Here is a 17,854-nt window from a genome sequence, read left to right as displayed (position 1 = left end):
TATATTATTTTAGTCACAAGAAAAAATATACATGTCAAATAATTTTTTAAAGGAAAGATTTTATGAATATAAAAAAAGATGACAAAGAAATAATAAATAAGATAATACAATTATTTAAACCATATAAGTGGAAAATAGTACTAGTTATTACATGTATAATAATATCGTCTGCTCTAAGTTTAATAACTCCGTTTATTAATCAAAAGTTAATAGATGAAGGGTTAGTTATGAAAAATTTCGATATTATTACAAAGTATTCTATATATACATTGATGTTAATAATTATTATTCAATGTCTGGGTATAGTTGAAACTAGATATCGTTCTTATATAGAAAATATATTGTCATATAATCTTGAAAAAGAAGCTTTTAAGCATACTTTAAAACTTAAAATGGATTTTTTTTGTAGTACGAATTATGCAGAAATAATGAGTAATTTAAGAACTGATATTAATAATATATCTCAAATAGCTAACCAAAGTACATTTTATATTGTTACAAGCATTTTTAGAATTATGGTAGGAATTGTAGGATTGATAGTTATAGATTGGAGACTAAGTATTTTAGTGATGGTAGTAACCCCAGTAAGGTATTTTCTTGTTAAATATCTTGCTAAGAAAAGAAAGGATATATTTGAAAAATTAATTGAAAATTATGAAAAATATTATCGTTGGTATGGTGATACAATTGGTGGAGTTAAAGAGATAAAGATTTGGGGGTTAGAATCATTAAAAACAGGTGAACTTATAAAACAACAAAGAAATATAATAAGACAAAATATAAAAATGGCATATTTGAGTAAGGTTAATGAGATTTCAGAAACAGTATTCACACAGATAATAACTGCACTTATATATATTATTGGTGGATATATGATAATAGGAGAAATGTTTACTATTGGAAAATTAGTTGCATTTATTACATATAGTGCCTATGTTACCGCACCTATATTTGCAATTATGAATATTGGCTATAGTTTTGCAAGTGTAATACCATCTGCAAAACGATATTTCAATTTTATGAATATGGATGATGAAATTTCTGCAAATAATGCTAAGTTAGAAGGAATAGAAAAAAATAATGTATTAGGGAATATTGAATTTAGAAATGTTAAATTTTCATACGAAAATAATCAGTCAGTGTTAAGAAATATTAACTTTAAAATAGAGTCTGGAGAAAAAGTTGCAATAATTGGTAGCAATGGGTCAGGAAAGTCAACAATTATTAATTTGATTTTAAGGTTTTTAACACCTAGTTCTGGAGAAATTCTTTTAGATGGGAAAGATATTAATTCTATAAAATTAAGAGATTATAGAAGACTTATATCTATAGTAAGTCAAGATATATATTTATTTAATGATACTATAAGAAAAAATATAATGCTTAATTTTAGAAGAACAGATGAGGACATGTATTTAGCAACAAAAAAAACTGGAGCATATAATTTTATTGAAGAAATGCCTAAAAAATATGAAACTGTTGTAGGTGAAAAAGGAAGTAAGCTTTCAGGAGGGGAAAGACAAAAGGTAGCTATGGCTAGAGCATTTATGAGAGATTCTAAAATATTGATATTAGATGAAGCTACAGCAAATTATGATATAGAATCTGAATGTAAAGTAAATAATGTAATACAAGAAAGTTATAAAGATAAAACTGTTATTATAATAACTCATAAGCCAGATATCTTATTGAAGGTTGATAAGATTATAGTTATTAATGATGGACAAGTAGAAGCAGTTGGAACCCATTTAGAATTATACAAAATAAATAACTTTTATAGAGAGATGATAACTAAATCATTAAAAGCAACTATATAATAGCCATTAACATCCTTATTTCAGTTCTCGAGAGAAATATGGGTATTAATATAAATTAAAAAAATAAATATTTAAATTGTGGAAGGGGAAATTCAAAATGAAAAAATTAGGAAAAAAGAAATATCAAGTTATTGAAACAGTTGAGGCATATGTGGGAAACTGCTCAGATATAGCAATATGCAATTGTGGTAGTGGTTCTGCATATAAATCAGTTAACAATAGAGTGTACAATGCAATGTTCTGGAGTTAATAGAGGATAAAGTAAGCTATAGTATTAGTTGAATAAGGCGTAGGATAATAAATTTTTATCCTACGTTTTATTATAGAATTATCTTTGAAAGATTGGAATGATGTATGTTGAATAGTAAACCATTAATTAAACTTTTTAAAACAAATAATAATAATTATATATATGATGTAAATAAGAATACTGTTTTAAATATTACTAATAATCAATATAGTTTTTTAGAAAATTGTATGAAAGATGATAAAAATGATTATATAGAATCAGAAGAAATAAGTAAGTTATATAAAGAAGGATTTTTATCAACTAATAAAGCAAAAGAGATAGTTCATCCTGCTGATGAATTATTAGAATTTTATCTAGATAATAGTGTGAAAATGTTAACTCTACAAATAACACAACAATGCAATTTTAGATGTGAATATTGTGTTTATTCTGGAAGTTATTTAAATAGAGGTCATTCAAATAAAAAAATGAGTTTTGAAACAGCAAAAAAAGGTATAGATTTTCTTATTAATCATTCAAAGAACCATGATGAAATCAATATAGGATTTTATGGTGGAGAGCCCTTACTTGAGTTCAACTTTATTAAACAATGTGTAGAATATGCTGAAGAAAAAGCAGATGGAAAAGAAATAAGATTTTCTATGACTACAAATGGATCACTTTTAACTGAAAAAGTTGTAGAATTTTTATACAAGCATAATTTAGAGTTAACCATTAGTCTTGATGGGCCTAAAAAAATACATGATGATCATAGAAAACTTGCTTCAAATAATTGTGGAAGTTTTGATAAGGTAATTAGTAACATTAAAAATATAGAAAAGAAATATCCCGAGTATATAAATAATATAATTTTTAATGCAGTTATTGATGTACAAAATGATTTTTCTTGTATAGATAAATTTTTTCTTGATTATGAAACAGTAAAAGATATAGCATTAATATCATCTTTGATATCTGATAATTATAAGAAAACTGATATTGACAAAAATGAAGATTATTATGTAAAGCAAGAATATGAATTGTTTAGGATATTTTACAACTTATTAAAGAAAAAAAGTATTAAAAATTGTTCTAGAATAGTTATTGAAGATTATAATGAAATATTAAAACTTTCAAAGAAGTTGATACCTCAAAAAAGATTACCAGATAAAACACATCCTTCTGGTCCTTGTATTCCTGGTACTCAAAGATTGTTTATGGATGTAGATGGATTTTTTTATCCATGTGAAAAAGTTAGTGAGTCTTCAGAAATTATGCAAATAGGACATGTAGATAGAGGCTTTGATACAGAAAAAGTAAGATATATTTTAAATATTGGTAAGGTAAATGATGAAAGTTGTAAAAAATGTTGGGCTATAAGGTTTTGTGGAATATGTGCAGCATTAATAGATAATACTGAAAATAAATTTTCTAAAATCAAAAAAGAAGAGTTTTGTAAGAAAACTAAATTAGTTTTGGAAGAACGATTTAAAAATTATTGTGTATTAAAAGAATTTGGTCATAATTTTGAAGAAAATGAAAAAATGACTTTATTTAAATAAGTAATTGAAAAGAGGGCATAAATATGGAAAATAAGTATAAAACAATGATATATCCCTTTGATATTGAATCTATACCATTATTAAGACATAGCAATCTTATTGATAATATTGAATTTACTCATGTGGTATCTCCAAATGGATGGGGAATTAGTGGAAAAGATGTAGCATGTGAAGACGGTGGACAACCTGTTGGAATAACTATAGATAGTGATTTTGCAAAGTCATTAGAAGATTGTGATACAGTACTTTTTTCTGACTATAGTAGAAAAATGAATTTAAATAAGTTTATATATCCTAAAATTATTAAAGCTGCTGAAAGTTCAAAAAATATAATATGCACTATAAAACTTGATGATGAAATTATTAATGAAGTATCTAGAATTTGTAATGAAAATAATACATTTTTTAAATATTTTAATAAGAAATGCAATAATATTGTTAATCCTGAAAGTGAAGAAATTTATCAAATAAATACACCGGTGATTTTTGTGACAGGACTAGGAGAAAGAACACATAAATTTGAAATACAATTAAATCTAAGAGAAGATTTAATAAAAATGGGTTATAAGGTATCACAAGTAGGAACACGTAACTATTGCGAATTAATGAATTTTCACTCATTCCCTCAATTCATGTATAGTAAAGCTATTACAGAATGGGAAAAAATAATTTTATTTAATTACTATATTAAAAGTATAGAAATTAGAGAAGAACCTGATGTTATAATAATTGGTATACCAGGTGGAACGATGCCTTTTAATTATGAATTTACAAATAAATTTGGAATTTTAGCTTATGAAGTTTCACAAGCTATAGCACCAGATGCAGTTGTTTTAAGCACATTATATAATAATGTTTCACCAGATTTTTTTGAGTTAATATCAAAATCTTATAAATACAAATTTGGATATAGTGTTGATTGCTATAACATTAGTAATGTATCTTTAAATATTCCAGCTAGTAGGACAGTAGAATCATTGCAATATATCACTATGGATTGGAAGTTTATTAATGAAAAGAAAAAAACATATAGTAAAGCAGAAAAACCAGTATATAATATTTTAGATAAGAATGATCCGGGTGAACTATCAGAATTTTTAATTAATAAGTTACAGGAATATGGCCAAGATGGAGTTATATGATTGGAGGAGGTTACATGAATAATTTTTCAGAGGACATTGATATAAATGTAAGATTAAATAATATATTTAAAAAAAGATTTGATATAGATTTATTTAATAATCAGTATGATATAAATATTGAAGATAATTTATTGGGAAGAAAATTTAAATTAAGAGCAAGGGATCTTATATATTTATTGTACGATATTGAAAAAGAGTTTGACATAGAGATTTCAGAATTTCATATTGATAATATTAAATTTAATAATATTAATAACATTAGGGACATTATTAATGATGCTCTAAATGAAAAAGAAAAGGAAGCTATGTAAATGGTAAATGTTGCAGTAATTGATGATGGAGTTGGCTTGGGGATATATAGTATACCTAATATTATACGCAGTATAGAGATAACTCCACATCTTATAGTAAAAGATGTGGAGGTATACAATTTATCTAATGCTAGTCACGGTACTATTTGTTCAGCTATAATAAAAAAATATTATCCCGAAGCTGTACTTACTAGCATAAAAGTACTTAATGATGAAAGTCATAAATGTATAAAGGAACAACTTATAAAGGCTATTGAATGGTGTATTGAGAATGATATTCGAGTTGTTAATCTCAGTCTTGGCACTATAGATTATAGAGATTCAGAAATAATAAGAAAGGTAATAAATAGAGCATATAGTAGGGGGATTATTATTATAGCTGCATGCAATAATAAAGATATATTTACATACCCTGCATCTTTCACTAATGTTATAGGTGTGAAATGTTGTAAAACTAACACTTTGAAAGAAGGAGAATATATTTTCAATCTATATTCTATAGATGGTATTGAAATAACAGCTTGTAGTGAGCATAAATTATTTAAAAATAATTGTGATTCAGAAGTTACAAGAAGATGTAATAGTTATGCAGCGCCAATGATTACAGCTAAAGCTTGTAATATAATAAGTAAATTTCCTAATATAACCCTTGAAATGATAAAAAAAGAGCTGTATAAGGATTCAATTAATTATAAAAATGATAAAATAAAAATAAATAATTGTAAAAATATAGATTGGATTAACAATGTTGTAATTTTAGATGAACAGGAAAAAATTGAAAAATTGAAATTGCCATATACAAATGAAACTAAAATTTTAAAAAGTATTGAAGATATAAACATTAATAATTTTGATACATTAGTTTTAAATAGTAATACAATTAAAGATTATGAAAGAATGAGTTCTTTAATATACAAATTTGAGAAGGAAGAAAGAAACTTTATTTTTATAGATAAAAAATGGAATGGTAAGGAATTGGAGTCTATATATTTAAATGAAAATATTAAATTTTGGCACCCACTAATTATAAATAAATTTTATCAAGAATCAAAAAAGGAAAAAGTTAGATGTTCCATTAATAATAATTTATGGGGATATACAAGAGAGCATGTTAACAATATTAAAAAGCTTAATAGAGAAGTTTAAAGTGGATGGTTATTATGCATTAGGTGTATCTACAGAACCAATAGGAATATTATGTGGATTAGAATATATTCCTTTTAGTAAAAATGAAAGTTCAAAAATAAAAAATAAAATTGAATTACTATATGATGTTTATGACTTTGATATTATGATTTTAGGAATAAACATTAATAAAGAGGATGATAATATAATTGAAAAAATAAATATATGCTTAGAACCAGATAAAAATATTTTTACAAATAAAATACTTTTAGAGGAATCAAAAAATATAGATGGAAATTTAATTATAACAAAAAATGATGATATAGATTTATTTTATAAAAAAATTTTAAATATGTTTCTTTGTGAAAGTGAGTAAGTTTGAAAATAGTAAATATAATTAAAGAGGTTTAAAAAGAGAAGCTTAATTCTGTTTTTAAACCTTTTATTTTCTTTAAACATTATAAATTCTTTTTACTGTATTTAGACCATCTAAAATTTCTTCTTTTGAAAAATTACAATCAATTAACTTGTCTAAAGAAAATTTATTAATTTCTTCGTAAAAAAATAATGCCAATTCTAAAAATTCAGGTGATTTGTGAGAGTATATAGCTTCAAATAACAGGTTTTCAGCTTCATTAATTTTGCATTCATTTATATATTTTATAATTGTTAGTCGTAATGCTTGTTCCTCTGTTAGTACAAGGTTATTAGTATTATTATTTTCATCAATACTATTATCCATAGATTGTTTTCCCTTTAACACATAAGCTAATCCTTGTAATGTTGTTTTTATAATTTTCATAATGTAATCATTTTCCATTTGCAAAACACCTTCTATTCTTACTTATATATATTTACTATTATATCATCAGGTTATAAAAAATGTATGTTTAAGAGATGTTTGTAATAGAATAGGAAAGTTATAAATAGTAATTTGGGGAAATTAATAAATTATAATTAAAAATATAAGTCTGGAAATTTATAATAAATTTTTAGTTATGTTTTAAAAGACATATTAGATTAATAAAGTTAATCTAATATGTCTTTTAAAATAGTTATTTGTTTTGAATTATAATCAATAAGCTTTTCATTTTTCATTTTTTTAAGTTCGCGAAATAATGAGGGTCTTTGAACACCTAATTCATCAGCTAATTGTTTTTTGTAATTGGAAGTTTTATTATGTTAGAGTTTTGTTTTTTAGATTGTGTTTTAAGAAATTCCATAATTCCTTCTCTTAAATTTTTTCTTGAAAAAATAATCATTTTCTTATTTAAATTTAATGAATTATTAGAAATAGCTTTTATGAATTCTATCATAAAAGTATTATTTTCAATAAGGAGTTTAGAAACTACTTCTTTGCTTAAGTGTGCTATTAAACAATCAGTTTTACAATGAATATTAAGGGGATAAAAGGTTCGATCTGAAAATAATAAATTTCCACCTATAATATCGTCTTTGTGGAAATTAAGCATTGTTAAAGCATTTCCATCCTCACATAAATCATAACAGTTAAGATTTCCTGATATAATAATATCTAAATTAAAACATGGTTCACATTCGCTATGTAGTATGTGACCTTTTTTATATTGTTTAAAAGTTATTAAATTTGAGTCTATATAATGTTTTAATTGGTTAATTGAAAAATCAGTAAAAAATTTGTGTTTAATCAATTCATTTAAGTACATATTATCTCCCTTTTAAAACTATTTTACAAAAAGAAACATAAGTGTCTATTTCATTTTAAGTATATTATCTATAATGTTATCAAAAGATACAAGTAAAAAATATTTAAATTTAGTATATGCAAATATTTTTAGAATAATATTGTTAAAGGTATAGAAAAACAATTATAGATGTAAAGTTAACTTGAAAGTTCTAAAATTATATTACTAAAAGTAATAATAAAAAATTTAAAATGATAATCTGTGAAATTTTCAAAAAATTCTATAGGAATTTATAAATCAGTTTTTAACAAATAATTTATTAAAACTAAATGTAGTTTTTAGAAAGAAGGTATTAATATGACTAAATATGAATTAAAAAACTTAAAGAAAATAGATATTAATAAAAATGTAAAGGAGATAGGAAAAATGCAAGAATTAATAAAAAATGTTGAGAAAGCTAAAAGTATAGATTTTGATAGTTTAGTAAGTTGTAATGAAGGACAAATAGAAACTGTAACTATGGCACAAAAAAAAGGTGTTGGTATAACAGCATTAGCTTTTGGTAAAGGAGAAGGTGTAGGTCCTCATGCAGCTAAAGGTGATGCATTAATATATATACATCATGGAGTAGCTACAGTAAAAATAGGTGATGAAATAATGGAAGCTACTAAGGGACAAATGGTGGTTATGCCAGCAAATATTCAACATCAAGTAACAGCTAAAGAGGATATGAAAATGCTTTTAGTAGTTGTTAAGGAGGATTAAAAAATGAAATATTTAAGAAATATAAAACCATTTGAAGCTGTAGCTATGACTGACATGATAAAACATACAGGAAATAAAATAGCAAGTAAAGCATTAATAGATAATGACAATACAGAGATACGTTTTTTCTCTTTTGCAAAAGGTGAAAGTATTGATAAAGAGTACTATAATATGGAAACATTATTTGTGATGATTGAAGGTAGTGCTAAAATTTTATATAAAGAAAATGATGAAGTTATAATAAATACAGGTGATATAATAGCCATGGAATCTGAAATAAATTATGGAATAGAAGCATTAACAGATGTAAAGTTATTTAATATATTAGTAAAATCATAAAATTTATAAAAGTGTATTAAGACTATATAAGAGATTAAATATAAAATTCTTATATAGTCTTTTTTACAATCTATTATTTGGGAAATTTATGATATTAAATTATATACTTACAAAATGCATATTCAGTATGTAAATAAGTTATCTACAGACCGGATATATGGCCAGTAAGTTTACCATCTTTTTCAAAGACAGATACTCCAACTGTATTCCAATAACCTTCACTATTTCCTTCTGGATATAAGTTTATTTTTAAAGAAAATGAAACTCCTGTTTTTGTTGATAAGTCAGGACCTATAAATTCAGCTTTAGCAGGTTCTATATTTATACCTTGTCCATCTTTTAGTTCAAGTTGGATTTTTGTAGTTGCTAAAGCTTTTTCTAGATTTTTCTTATCTTTATCATTTATAGGTACTAAATCATTTTCACCAGTGCTAGAATTATATTCAGTACTTACCATATAGTCATAAGCAGTAGCATCCCCATTGAAATATGACGTTAATAAATCAAGAGCAAATTCTAGTTCTTTATACTCACCTTTTACATAAGGTATTTTATTAAAATCATCACATATTTTATCATATTGCTTTAAATCTTGTATATTTTTTTTCCCTGTATATGTATCACCTAATTTCGAATTACTTGAAGCTTTTTCCTTAGATGAAGAGTCGTCTCCATCTTTTTTAGAATTATCGCTATCTTCTTTTGTTGTAGATTTTTTATCATCTGTGGAATTTTTAGAAATGTCTTGTGTAGCTGATTCTTGTTTGGATTTATTGGAGTTTTCAGTAGGTTTTGAACAACCTACTGCTCCAAATAGGATACTTGTAGATAGAACTAGAGTTAATGCTAATTTTTTTGTTTTCATAATTTTCCCCCTCTATAATTTAATGTATAGTACTTCCTTTACATAAATTCAAATATATTATAACATTGACAAAATTTTTTTCAATGTTAAAAAAATGTTAATTAAGAATATTTCAAATGATATATACAATATTTTATTTAAAGTTAATTAATAAAATATGAATAAAATAAACAAAATATTAAAAAAGTAAAAATAAAAATTTACTAATTATATATAAAATCGTTACTATGAATATTTATATATACTTTAAAAAATAATTATATTAATTGAATGCAATAGTGAATAGGAAGTTAACTTTCGATAAACATTAGTTATGATATAATTTTATGATTATAACTTTTTTATCTATAAAGAGATAAATTCTAATATATAACATTTAAAAATTAAAGAAGGTATAAGGAGAAATAAAATATGCGTTTATTAATTATAGAAGATAATATAGAATTAGCTAATTCTATGAAAATTGGTCTTGAAAAAATGGGATTTATAATTGATGTTTCTAACACTGGAGAAGATGGTGAAGAAAAAGCTAGTGTAAATGAATATGATGCAATACTTTTAGATTTAAATTTACCGGATATAGATGGATTAGAAATATTAAGATATTTACGTAAAACAATGGTTAGTACTCCGGTAATTATAATTACTGCAAGAGATGAAACATCACAGTTAGCGTTAGGGTTAGATACTGGAGCGGATGATTATATAACAAAACCTTTTCAATTATTAGAGTTAAGAGCTAGAATTCAAGCTGTAATTAGAAGATTTCATGGTAGAACTAATCCTATTATAAATATAGGAGAACTTAAACTTAATCCGATCACTAGAACCGTTGAAATAAAAAATAAACCTGTTATTTTAGCAATTAAAGAATTTGATATTTTAGAATATATTTGTTATAGGAATCCAGCTATTGTATCAAGTGAAGAAATAGCAGAGCATATATATGATGAAAGTTTCGATCCTTTTTCATCTGTGTTAAGAGTACATATTGCAAGGCTTAAAAAGAAATTAAATAATGCATATGGGAAAGATGTTTTAGTTAATATTAGAGGAAAGGGATATGTTTTATGCGTAGAGTAAATTTAAAAAGTGGGTTAGTTATAATTGTATATTCATTAATATTAACATTAGTTTTTGTTTATGGAATTTATGGAGTGAAAAACAGTTTTAATAATTTAGAAAATAATACAAGTATGAAAAATATTAAAGTATTAGCTTTTAATTCTAGTATAGAATTAAGTAAAGATAATTATTATAGAATACCGTACAAAGAAATATTACAAAGTAGTATGGATTTATATGGAGATAACTATGATGAAAAAGCAGTTATGGTATCAGAAGAATTAGTTACTAATGTTGCTCAAATTGGAAAGGTATATGTAAAAAGTGGATTGGAAGATATAATAAGTACTATTTTAATGTTTTTTTCTATTTTTATTGTAGCATCTTTTTTATTATGGATAATTTTAAGTAAAATTCATGATAGAGAAATTGAAAATATTATAAAAAAGCTTAATATGCCAGAGAATGATTTTGATCCAGCTTTGGTAAGCAGGGCTTTTGGGATAGCATATGAAAATATAGAAGATAAATTTAAACAAAATTTAGATGAGTATAAAAGATTAAATTCGTATCTATCTCATGAGCAAAAAAATGCTATAGCTATATTAAGAACTAAAATAGAGATTGATGGAAATGAAGAATATCTTAAATTTATGGATAATCTTACAGATAGTATTGATGATGTTTTAACTTTGAGTGACTTAAAGGTTGATAGTGGTATGACGAAAGTAGATGTTGCATTAATATGTGCAAGAATTTGTGATACATATAAAAAAACATACCAATATATTGATTTTGATTTTAACGATGAAAGTAATACTGAAATTTTAGCAAAGGAAAGATGGATATATCGTGCAATAAGCAACTTGATTGATAATGCAGTAAAATATGGAGAAGGAAAACCTATAAAAGTATCTGTAAAGAATAAGAACAATAGCATTATTGTTACTGTAAAAGATAATGGTATAGGAATGGATAAGAATTTTGTAGAAAAGATATTTGATAATAAATACAGAATTAATGAATTAAATAAAGATGGATATGGAATTGGATTAAGTTTAGTATCCCATGTATGTGATTTATGTGATGGAGTTATAATGGTAGATAGTGAAATAAATAAAGGATCTTGCTTTTATTTATCTTTTTCTGAATGTAAAGAAATTAAAAAGAGATAAATTGAAAAATTTGTAGAAATGATTAAAAATAGGTTCTAAAAGCAATGATGTTGGCAGCTATGAAGATAATAAGTTAGTCACCACCAGTAGAAAAAGTTAGATGTATTTCTAATTAGTGAAATTATTTTTAAAATTAATAGTCTGTTATTTTGAGTAATATCTATTGGTATAGGAATTATATATATAATGAAATATGAATCAAGAAAAGATTATTAGAAAGGAATTATCAATATGAGTTTATTGAGTTTAAAAGATGTAAGTTATATATATGAAGGTGAAAAAAATTATGTTTTTAGTAATATAAATATAAATTTCAAAAAAGGAAGAGTTTATGGTATAGTTGGAAAATCTGGAGAAGGAAAAAGTACTTTGGTATCTTTAATGTCAGGAATTGATACCTGTAAAACAGGTGAAGTATCATATAATGGTAAAAGCTTAAAGAAAATAGATAAAGAATTATATAGAGCAAAAGATATAGGAGTAATCTTTCAAAGTCATAATTTACTTTTAAATGCAACTGCTAAAGAAAATATATTATTATCCATGAATATAAGCAATATTAAGAAAAAAATAAAAATAATTATGTATATAATTTATTAGAAGATGTAGGAATTGATATTTATACAGCTAATAAAAAAATTTTCAACTTACCTGGTGGGGAACAACAATGTGTAAGTATAGCTAGGGCGTTAGCAAATAATCCAGATATAATAATTGCAGATGAACCAACAGGGAACCTAGATAGTGATACAGAAGAAAAAATTATGAATATTTTAATATCATTAGCTCATCAACGTAATAAGTGTGTTATTATAGTCACTGATTCCAAGAAGGTATGCATGTTTGTTGATGAAGTTTGGGGATTAAAGTCTGGAAAGCTATTGTTTATAAAATAAATTAATATTTACTTTATAAAGAATAAAAAGATAAAAGGATTAAAAATTTATAAGAATAAATGTAATAAGCTTGTAATTAAATAAGAAAATCAAGGGTAGTTTAAATTTTATAGACTATCCTTTTTCGTAATTTGCAGTTACTTTAGTTGTATTTGTTTTTTCTAAAGGGATAACAATAAGTATAACTTCATTTAATTAAAGAAAGTTGTTAACTAGAAGAAAAATATTAATCTTAAATTTTCTTATTTGATAAGTGAATAAATTATAAGTTCAATTTGAAACTCTATAATAAGCAATTAAGTTAACATTGAGTAAACAATCAGTTTGGTATACTTTGTTTACAATCAAAGTTTAGAAAAGGAGAGTTCAAAATGTATGTTTTAAAGAATGCTATAAAGAATTTAACAAGAAATAAAGGAAGAAATCTCTTGATTGGAATAATAACTATAGCAATACTGTCCTGTACAGCTATTTCAGTTATAATAAACACAGCTTCCAATGAGATGATAAATGGTTATAAAAACAAGTTTGGATCAGAAGTATTTATTCAACCAAATCAAGAAAAAATGCAAGAAAAAATGAAAAATGGTGATATGGAAAGTCTTAATGATAGCCCTTCAAATGATCTTAAAGAAAAACTTTCACAGTCTGAGCATCTTAAAGAAACAATATTTAGTTCTTCTTATATAGGTTATAGTGAGAAGATTAAAGCATTAGATCAGGATGAAGTTGAAAAAAGGAAAGATGAGGGTAACTCAGGTAATTTTGTTACAATGGGAGGAACTAAAAGATCGGAAAACGCTAAAGATGGTTATTTAAATATTTTAGGTGGACTTAATAAAGCTGGTATAGAAGAATTTAATAATGGTACAAGAAAAATTACTGATGGAAAAATGCCAGAAAAAAATGGCGAAGTTATGATAAGTGAAGATTTTGCAAAATTAAATAATTTAAAGGTTGGAGATAAATTTAAGGTTAAAAACCCTGATGATCCAGATAACTTTGAGCCATTAGAATTAACTATTTCAGGAATATATTATGATGGAACAAAATCTGAAAATTATGGATTTAAGCATCCTATGATGAATAGAAAAAATGAGATTATTACAACATATGATACTTTAAAATCATATAACAATAAAGTAAAAAAAGATAAAGATTTAATTAACTTAGATGCACAATATTATTTGAAAAACCCAGATTTATTAGATGCATTTAATGAGGAGGCACATAAAAAAGGGTTAAGTGACACACTTGAAGTATCGACAGATGCTACTACGTATAATAATATTGTTAAACCTATAGAAGGTTTAAAAAAGGTTTCTAGTATTTTCATGTTTTTAGTTTTAGGTTTTGGTGGTAGTATATTAATTTTAATTTCAATTTTAAGCATTCGTGAAAGAAAATATGAAATTGGAGTTTTGAGAGCTATGGGAATGAAAAAAGGAAAAGTAGCTTTGGGGTTAATATTTGAAACATTATTTATGATTGGAATTTCATTAATAGCAGGATTAACCATAGGAGGATTTTCTGCACAACCTATTTCAAATATACTGCTACAAGGACAGTTAGATGCTCAAAAAGAAGTTTCTCAAGGAATGGTATCGGTAGCTATGGGGGCAACAAATTCTGCACCACCAATAGAAAAATTAGATGTATTTTTAAGTAGTGAAGCTATTTTAGGAATCACATTAATAGCCTTATTACTTGGAGTAGTATCTATTAGTATAGGTATTTTATATATAATGAGATATGAACCAAGAAAAATATTATCAGAAAGGAATTAGAAATATGAATTTATTAAGTTTGAAAGATGTAAGTTATATATATGAAGGTGGAAAAAAAGATGTTTTTAGTAATATAAATATAAATTTTGAAAAAGGAAAAGTTTATGGTATAGTTGGAAAATCTGGAGCAGGGAAAAGTACTTTGTTATCTTTAATATCAGGACTTGATACCTGTAAAACAGGCGAAGTATTATATAATGGTGAAAGTTTAAAGAAAATAGATAGAGATTTGTATAGAGCAAAGGATATAGGCGTAATATTTCAAGGATATAACTTGCTTTTAAATGCAACTGCTAAAGAAAATATATTACTATCTATGAATATAAGTAATGTTAAGGAAAAAAATAAAAATAATTATGTATATAATTTATTGAAAGATGTAGGAATTGACATTGATATAGCTAATAGAAAAATTTTAAATTTATCCGGTGGGGAGCAACAACGTATAGGAATAGCTAGAGCACTTGCACATAATCCAGATATAATAATTGCAGATGAACCAACAGGAAACCTAGATAGTGAGACAGAAGAAAAAATTATGGACATTTTAGTATCATTATCCCATCAGCAAAATAAATGTGTTATTATAGTAACTCATTCTAAAAAAGTATGTACTTACGTTGATGAGATTTGGGGATTAAAATCTGGGAAATTAGCATTTATAAAATAACAATAGTTTTGGATTTGGAGGTAATTATGAAATTATTTAAAATGAATAAAACTGTAAAAGTTGTACTTATGTTAAATGTATGTGCAGTAGTTATGGCTTTGTTTTCAATATTTAATATATACGCATCGTATAGACATATATCAAATTTAGTTTTACAAGGATTTGATCCCAGTAAACAAATAGTAGAAGTTATTAATTTCTATTTAACTTCTATAACTCCATATGCATTTTATGGAATATCTTTGTTTACATTAGGATATATTATTAAAAGTTTTAGTTATTTATTTGAGAGTAACGGTATAAGAAAAGTAGGCAATAAATATTTAGAAACAGAAGTATTATTAGAGAATAAATATAAACAAGATGAAATGGATGATGAAATAGATGAACTTTTAAGAGAAATAGATATATAATTTAAACAGTATATATACTTATCACTTTTCATTAAAATTAACATTAAATAAATTTATTATAAATATATTAAGGGGCTGTTGCAAAACTAACTAAAGGTTAGAGGCGATAGCTTCCTTTTTTATATGTAATTTAATAAATATATGATTAATGGCAAGAAAAAATTTAAAGAGCTATTCAGAAATGTTAATAAATATTTTTTATAACAAAAGACAGGTTCAAAAAAACCTGTCTTTTACAGTATAATTATTCTACTATTCAGTTTCTGTTAAGCATACATTAGAGTCATTACTATTTACAAAATAACCAATAACTCCACCGATAATGGCTGGTAATACCCAATCAAATCCAAGTGTTGCAAAAGGCAACTTATGAATAAATGATATACTAACAAATGAGCTATCTATTACTGTAAGTAAGCTAGTTAAAAGAGTTGCATAGGCAACACCTTTATAAATTGTAGATTTAGTAAATACCTTTCTGAAACAGTTCATTAACACTAAAGCAATTGAAATAGGATAAATAACTGTTAATATAGGAACTGAAATAGAAATTATTTTATCAACTCCAAAATTAGCAACTATTGCACTGAATGTACAAATAAAAATAACTATATGCTCATATTTTAATTTTTTATTACTTATATCTTCAAAATATTTACTTGTTACAGATGTTAAACCTATGGCTGTAGTAAGACATGCGAATGCAACAATTACACCTAATATTAATATTCCATTGTTTCCTAATAAATTTTTAATTATACTAATCAATAATGCAGTTTGAGATATGTTTTTATCATAAACAGATGAAACTGTAGCACCTAAGTAGGCTAAACCGCCATAAACTAGTATTAATCCTATGCCTGCTACTATTGCAGACTTTATAGTGAGATTTATTATTTCTGTTTTATCTTTGTAACCCTTACTTAAGAATGAAGCCATTATAAGCATTGTAATTCCTCCAGTACCAAGGGCATCCATAGTCTGGTATCCCTGAGTAAGTCCTGTTACAAATAAACTACTTGAATCAATGTTATTATTTAATGTTCCGATAGGGGAAAGTATTCCTTTTATTATCAAGAAAGCTAAAGCAATTAATAATACTGGAGTTAAAAATTTACCTATTATATCAATAACTTTAGTAGGCCTTATTGTTAGAAGTAATGTTAAAGCAAAGAATAATATTGAGAAGATAATAGGATTTAAATTAAATATAGGTGCTATGCTCATTTCAAAAGTTGTTGCTGCAGTTCTTGGAATAACAAGTATAGGACCTAAACAAAGCATCATTATAACTTCTAAGGTAATACCAAATTTTTTACCGGCTCGTCCAATTACAGCTTGAAAAGAACCAGATTTAGCTACTGCAATTATAGATAAAAGTATTATTCCTACATCTGCAAAAATAAACCCTAAGAAACTTATCAACCAACCACTACCAGAAGTCATTCCTATGTATGGAGGGAAAATTAAATTGCCTGCACCAAAATAAATTGAAAACATTGCAAAACCAACAATTATTATATCTCTAAATTTTTTCATATTGTTACCTCTTTCTTTATTAATATAGGATTTCAAAAATGATTTTTAACTTATACTTTTATCAAATGATAAATTTTAATATAAATAAAAAATTATATAAAAAAGACCACACAGCATTCACTATGTGGCCTTAAGTGCCTAGGATAAAAAAACCACATAGTATTTATCTATGTGGCCTTGCATAACAAATTAACTTTAGCCATCATAGATACAAAACATTGCATGTTTGCATCTATGATTACCGTATATCATAAATACAAACCTAACTAAAGTAGCTAAAGTAATACATATTAAGTTGTAGTACAGTGGTTAAGTTTATATTATTTATCATATTAAAAACTCCTCATTATTTAAAATTTATCTTTATTTAAGGGTTATTATACAGTTCTATTAATAAAAATGCAATAAAAATTTAAACAAAATAAAAAAGTTTTCAATTTAGACTTAATAATTTCATAAATTAAGCTTTAATTAACAATATATTAAAAAA

At 24.8% G+C, this 17,854-nt stretch carries 20 protein-coding genes and 2 pseudogenes; 17 read left to right on the top strand and 5 right to left on the bottom strand.

All coding sequences use genetic code 11. The features are described 5' to 3' along the window. The first annotated feature begins 62 nt into the window (after nt 1-62). From CSGHG_RS05845 to CSGHG_RS05815, 7 genes are all read left to right on the top strand, one after another. Nucleotides 63-1,817 carry an ABC transporter ATP-binding protein gene (locus CSGHG_RS05845; protein WP_010293418.1) on the top strand — a complete coding sequence of 585 codons (1,755 nt, stop codon included), beginning with the start codon at nt 63-65 and terminating at the stop codon, nt 1,815-1,817. A gap of 97 nt (nt 1,818-1,914) precedes the next feature. Then, nucleotides 1,915-2,067: a CLI_3235 family bacteriocin precursor gene (locus CSGHG_RS22530; protein WP_081496236.1), complete on the top strand. Its 153-nt coding sequence runs from the start codon at nt 1,915-1,917 to the stop codon at nt 2,065-2,067. A gap of 104 nt (nt 2,068-2,171) precedes the next feature. Then, nucleotides 2,172-3,608 carry a Cys-rich peptide radical SAM maturase CcpM gene (gene ccpM, locus CSGHG_RS05835; protein WP_026022248.1) on the top strand — a complete coding sequence of 479 codons (1,437 nt, stop codon included), beginning with the start codon at nt 2,172-2,174 and terminating at the stop codon, nt 3,606-3,608. A gap of 23 nt (nt 3,609-3,631) precedes the next feature. Next, nucleotides 3,632-4,750, top strand: a complete 1,119-nt coding sequence (locus CSGHG_RS05830; RefSeq protein ID WP_010293415.1) for a TIGR04066 family peptide maturation system protein — start codon at nt 3,632-3,634, stop codon at nt 4,748-4,750. A gap of 14 nt (nt 4,751-4,764) precedes the next feature. Then, the gene (locus CSGHG_RS05825) at nt 4,765-5,061 is read left to right on the top strand and encodes a peptide maturation system acyl carrier-related protein (protein WP_042316083.1); all 297 of its coding nucleotides are present in this window, start codon (nt 4,765-4,767) and stop codon (nt 5,059-5,061) included. Beyond that, complete coding sequence (locus CSGHG_RS20000; protein WP_010293412.1) at nt 5,062-6,207, top strand: S8 family serine peptidase; 1,146 nt, start codon at nt 5,062-5,064, stop codon at nt 6,205-6,207. Nucleotide 6,208: 1 nt separating this feature from the next. After that, a complete protein-coding gene (locus CSGHG_RS05815) occupies nt 6,209-6,562 on the top strand; it encodes a hypothetical protein (protein WP_162130906.1) in 354 nt (117 codons plus the stop codon). A 75-nt stretch (nt 6,563-6,637) separates the two neighbouring features. On the opposite strand, the gene CSGHG_RS05810 is transcribed toward CSGHG_RS05815, so the two are convergent. The 3 genes and pseudogenes from CSGHG_RS05810 to CSGHG_RS19995 all read right to left on the bottom strand — a co-directional run bounded on the left by CSGHG_RS05810 (nt 6,638) and on the right by CSGHG_RS19995 (nt 7,871). Then, complete coding sequence (locus CSGHG_RS05810; protein WP_010293410.1) at nt 6,638-7,006, bottom strand: DUF6483 family protein; 369 nt, start codon at nt 7,004-7,006, stop codon at nt 6,638-6,640. Between the two features lie 209 nt (nt 7,007-7,215). Further along, nucleotides 7,216-7,293: pseudogene (locus tag CSGHG_RS25050) on the bottom strand (hypothetical protein); the annotation flags it as partial. A gap of 41 nt (nt 7,294-7,334) precedes the next feature. Then, nucleotides 7,335-7,871 (bottom strand): Crp/Fnr family transcriptional regulator, encoded by a 537-nt coding sequence (locus CSGHG_RS19995; RefSeq protein WP_010293406.1) that lies wholly within the window; start codon nt 7,869-7,871, stop codon nt 7,335-7,337. Nucleotides 7,872-8,207: 336 nt separating this feature from the next. On the opposite strand from CSGHG_RS19995, the gene CSGHG_RS05800 reads away from it, so the two are divergent. Together CSGHG_RS05800 and CSGHG_RS05795 are read left to right on the top strand one after the other, a co-directional pair. Then, complete coding sequence (locus CSGHG_RS05800; RefSeq protein WP_010293405.1) at nt 8,208-8,615, top strand: cupin domain-containing protein; 408 nt, start codon at nt 8,208-8,210, stop codon at nt 8,613-8,615. Nucleotides 8,616-8,618: 3 nt separating this feature from the next. After that, nucleotides 8,619-8,954, top strand: a complete 336-nt coding sequence (locus tag CSGHG_RS05795) for a cupin domain-containing protein (protein WP_010293403.1) — start codon at nt 8,619-8,621, stop codon at nt 8,952-8,954. Between the two features lie 142 nt (nt 8,955-9,096). Here the strand turns inward: CSGHG_RS05795 and CSGHG_RS05790 are convergent, their stop codons facing one another. Next, nucleotides 9,097-9,819 carry a hypothetical protein gene (locus CSGHG_RS05790; RefSeq protein ID WP_010293402.1) on the bottom strand — a complete coding sequence of 241 codons (723 nt, stop codon included), beginning with the start codon at nt 9,817-9,819 and terminating at the stop codon, nt 9,097-9,099. Between the two features lie 411 nt (nt 9,820-10,230). On the opposite strand from CSGHG_RS05790, the gene CSGHG_RS05785 reads away from it, so the two are divergent. The 8 genes and pseudogenes from CSGHG_RS05785 to CSGHG_RS05760 all read left to right on the top strand — a co-directional run bounded on the left by CSGHG_RS05785 (nt 10,231) and on the right by CSGHG_RS05760 (nt 15,825). Continuing rightward, nucleotides 10,231-10,902, top strand: coding sequence for a response regulator transcription factor (locus CSGHG_RS05785; protein ID WP_010293401.1), 672 nt, complete (start codon nt 10,231-10,233; stop codon nt 10,900-10,902). Then, nucleotides 10,890-12,059, top strand: a complete 1,170-nt coding sequence (locus tag CSGHG_RS05780; protein WP_010293400.1) for a sensor histidine kinase — start codon at nt 10,890-10,892, stop codon at nt 12,057-12,059. Before CSGHG_RS05785 ends, CSGHG_RS05780 begins: the two co-directional genes overlap by 13 nt. Nucleotides 12,060-12,290: 231 nt before the next feature. Next, nucleotides 12,291-12,659, top strand: coding sequence for an ATP-binding cassette domain-containing protein (locus CSGHG_RS24850; RefSeq protein ID WP_328284726.1), 369 nt, complete (start codon nt 12,291-12,293; stop codon nt 12,657-12,659). An 11-nt stretch (nt 12,660-12,670) separates the two neighbouring features. Continuing rightward, nucleotides 12,671-12,730, top strand: a pseudogene (locus tag CSGHG_RS24845) (hypothetical protein); the annotation flags it as partial. A gap of 93 nt (nt 12,731-12,823) precedes the next feature. After that, a complete protein-coding gene (locus CSGHG_RS24840; RefSeq protein WP_328284725.1) occupies nt 12,824-12,955 on the top strand; it encodes a hypothetical protein in 132 nt (43 codons plus the stop codon). 371 nt (nt 12,956-13,326) lie between these two features. Beyond that, nucleotides 13,327-14,742 (top strand): ABC transporter permease, encoded by a 1,416-nt coding sequence (locus CSGHG_RS05770; protein WP_010293399.1) that lies wholly within the window; start codon nt 13,327-13,329, stop codon nt 14,740-14,742. Nucleotides 14,743-14,746: 4 nt separating this feature from the next. Continuing rightward, nucleotides 14,747-15,412, top strand: a complete 666-nt coding sequence (locus CSGHG_RS05765; RefSeq protein ID WP_010293397.1) for an ABC transporter ATP-binding protein — start codon at nt 14,747-14,749, stop codon at nt 15,410-15,412. A 26-nt stretch (nt 15,413-15,438) separates the two neighbouring features. Then, a complete protein-coding gene (locus CSGHG_RS05760; protein ID WP_010293395.1) occupies nt 15,439-15,825 on the top strand; it encodes a hypothetical protein in 387 nt (128 codons plus the stop codon). Between the two features lie 252 nt (nt 15,826-16,077). Here CSGHG_RS05760 and brnQ read toward each other — a convergent pair whose 3' ends face one another. After that, nucleotides 16,078-17,364: a branched-chain amino acid transport system II carrier protein gene (gene brnQ / locus CSGHG_RS05755; protein WP_010293394.1), complete on the bottom strand. Its 1,287-nt coding sequence runs from the start codon at nt 17,362-17,364 to the stop codon at nt 16,078-16,080. Nucleotides 17,365-17,854 lie beyond the last annotated feature (490 nt).

The organism is Clostridium senegalense JC122, from assembly GCF_000285575.1.
In the GTDB taxonomy this organism is placed as follows: domain Bacteria; phylum Bacillota; class Clostridia; order Clostridiales; family Clostridiaceae; genus Clostridium_J; species Clostridium_J senegalense.
The sequence above is the reverse complement of the archived record's forward strand: the minus strand, read 5'-3'. Positions and strand labels throughout refer to the sequence as shown.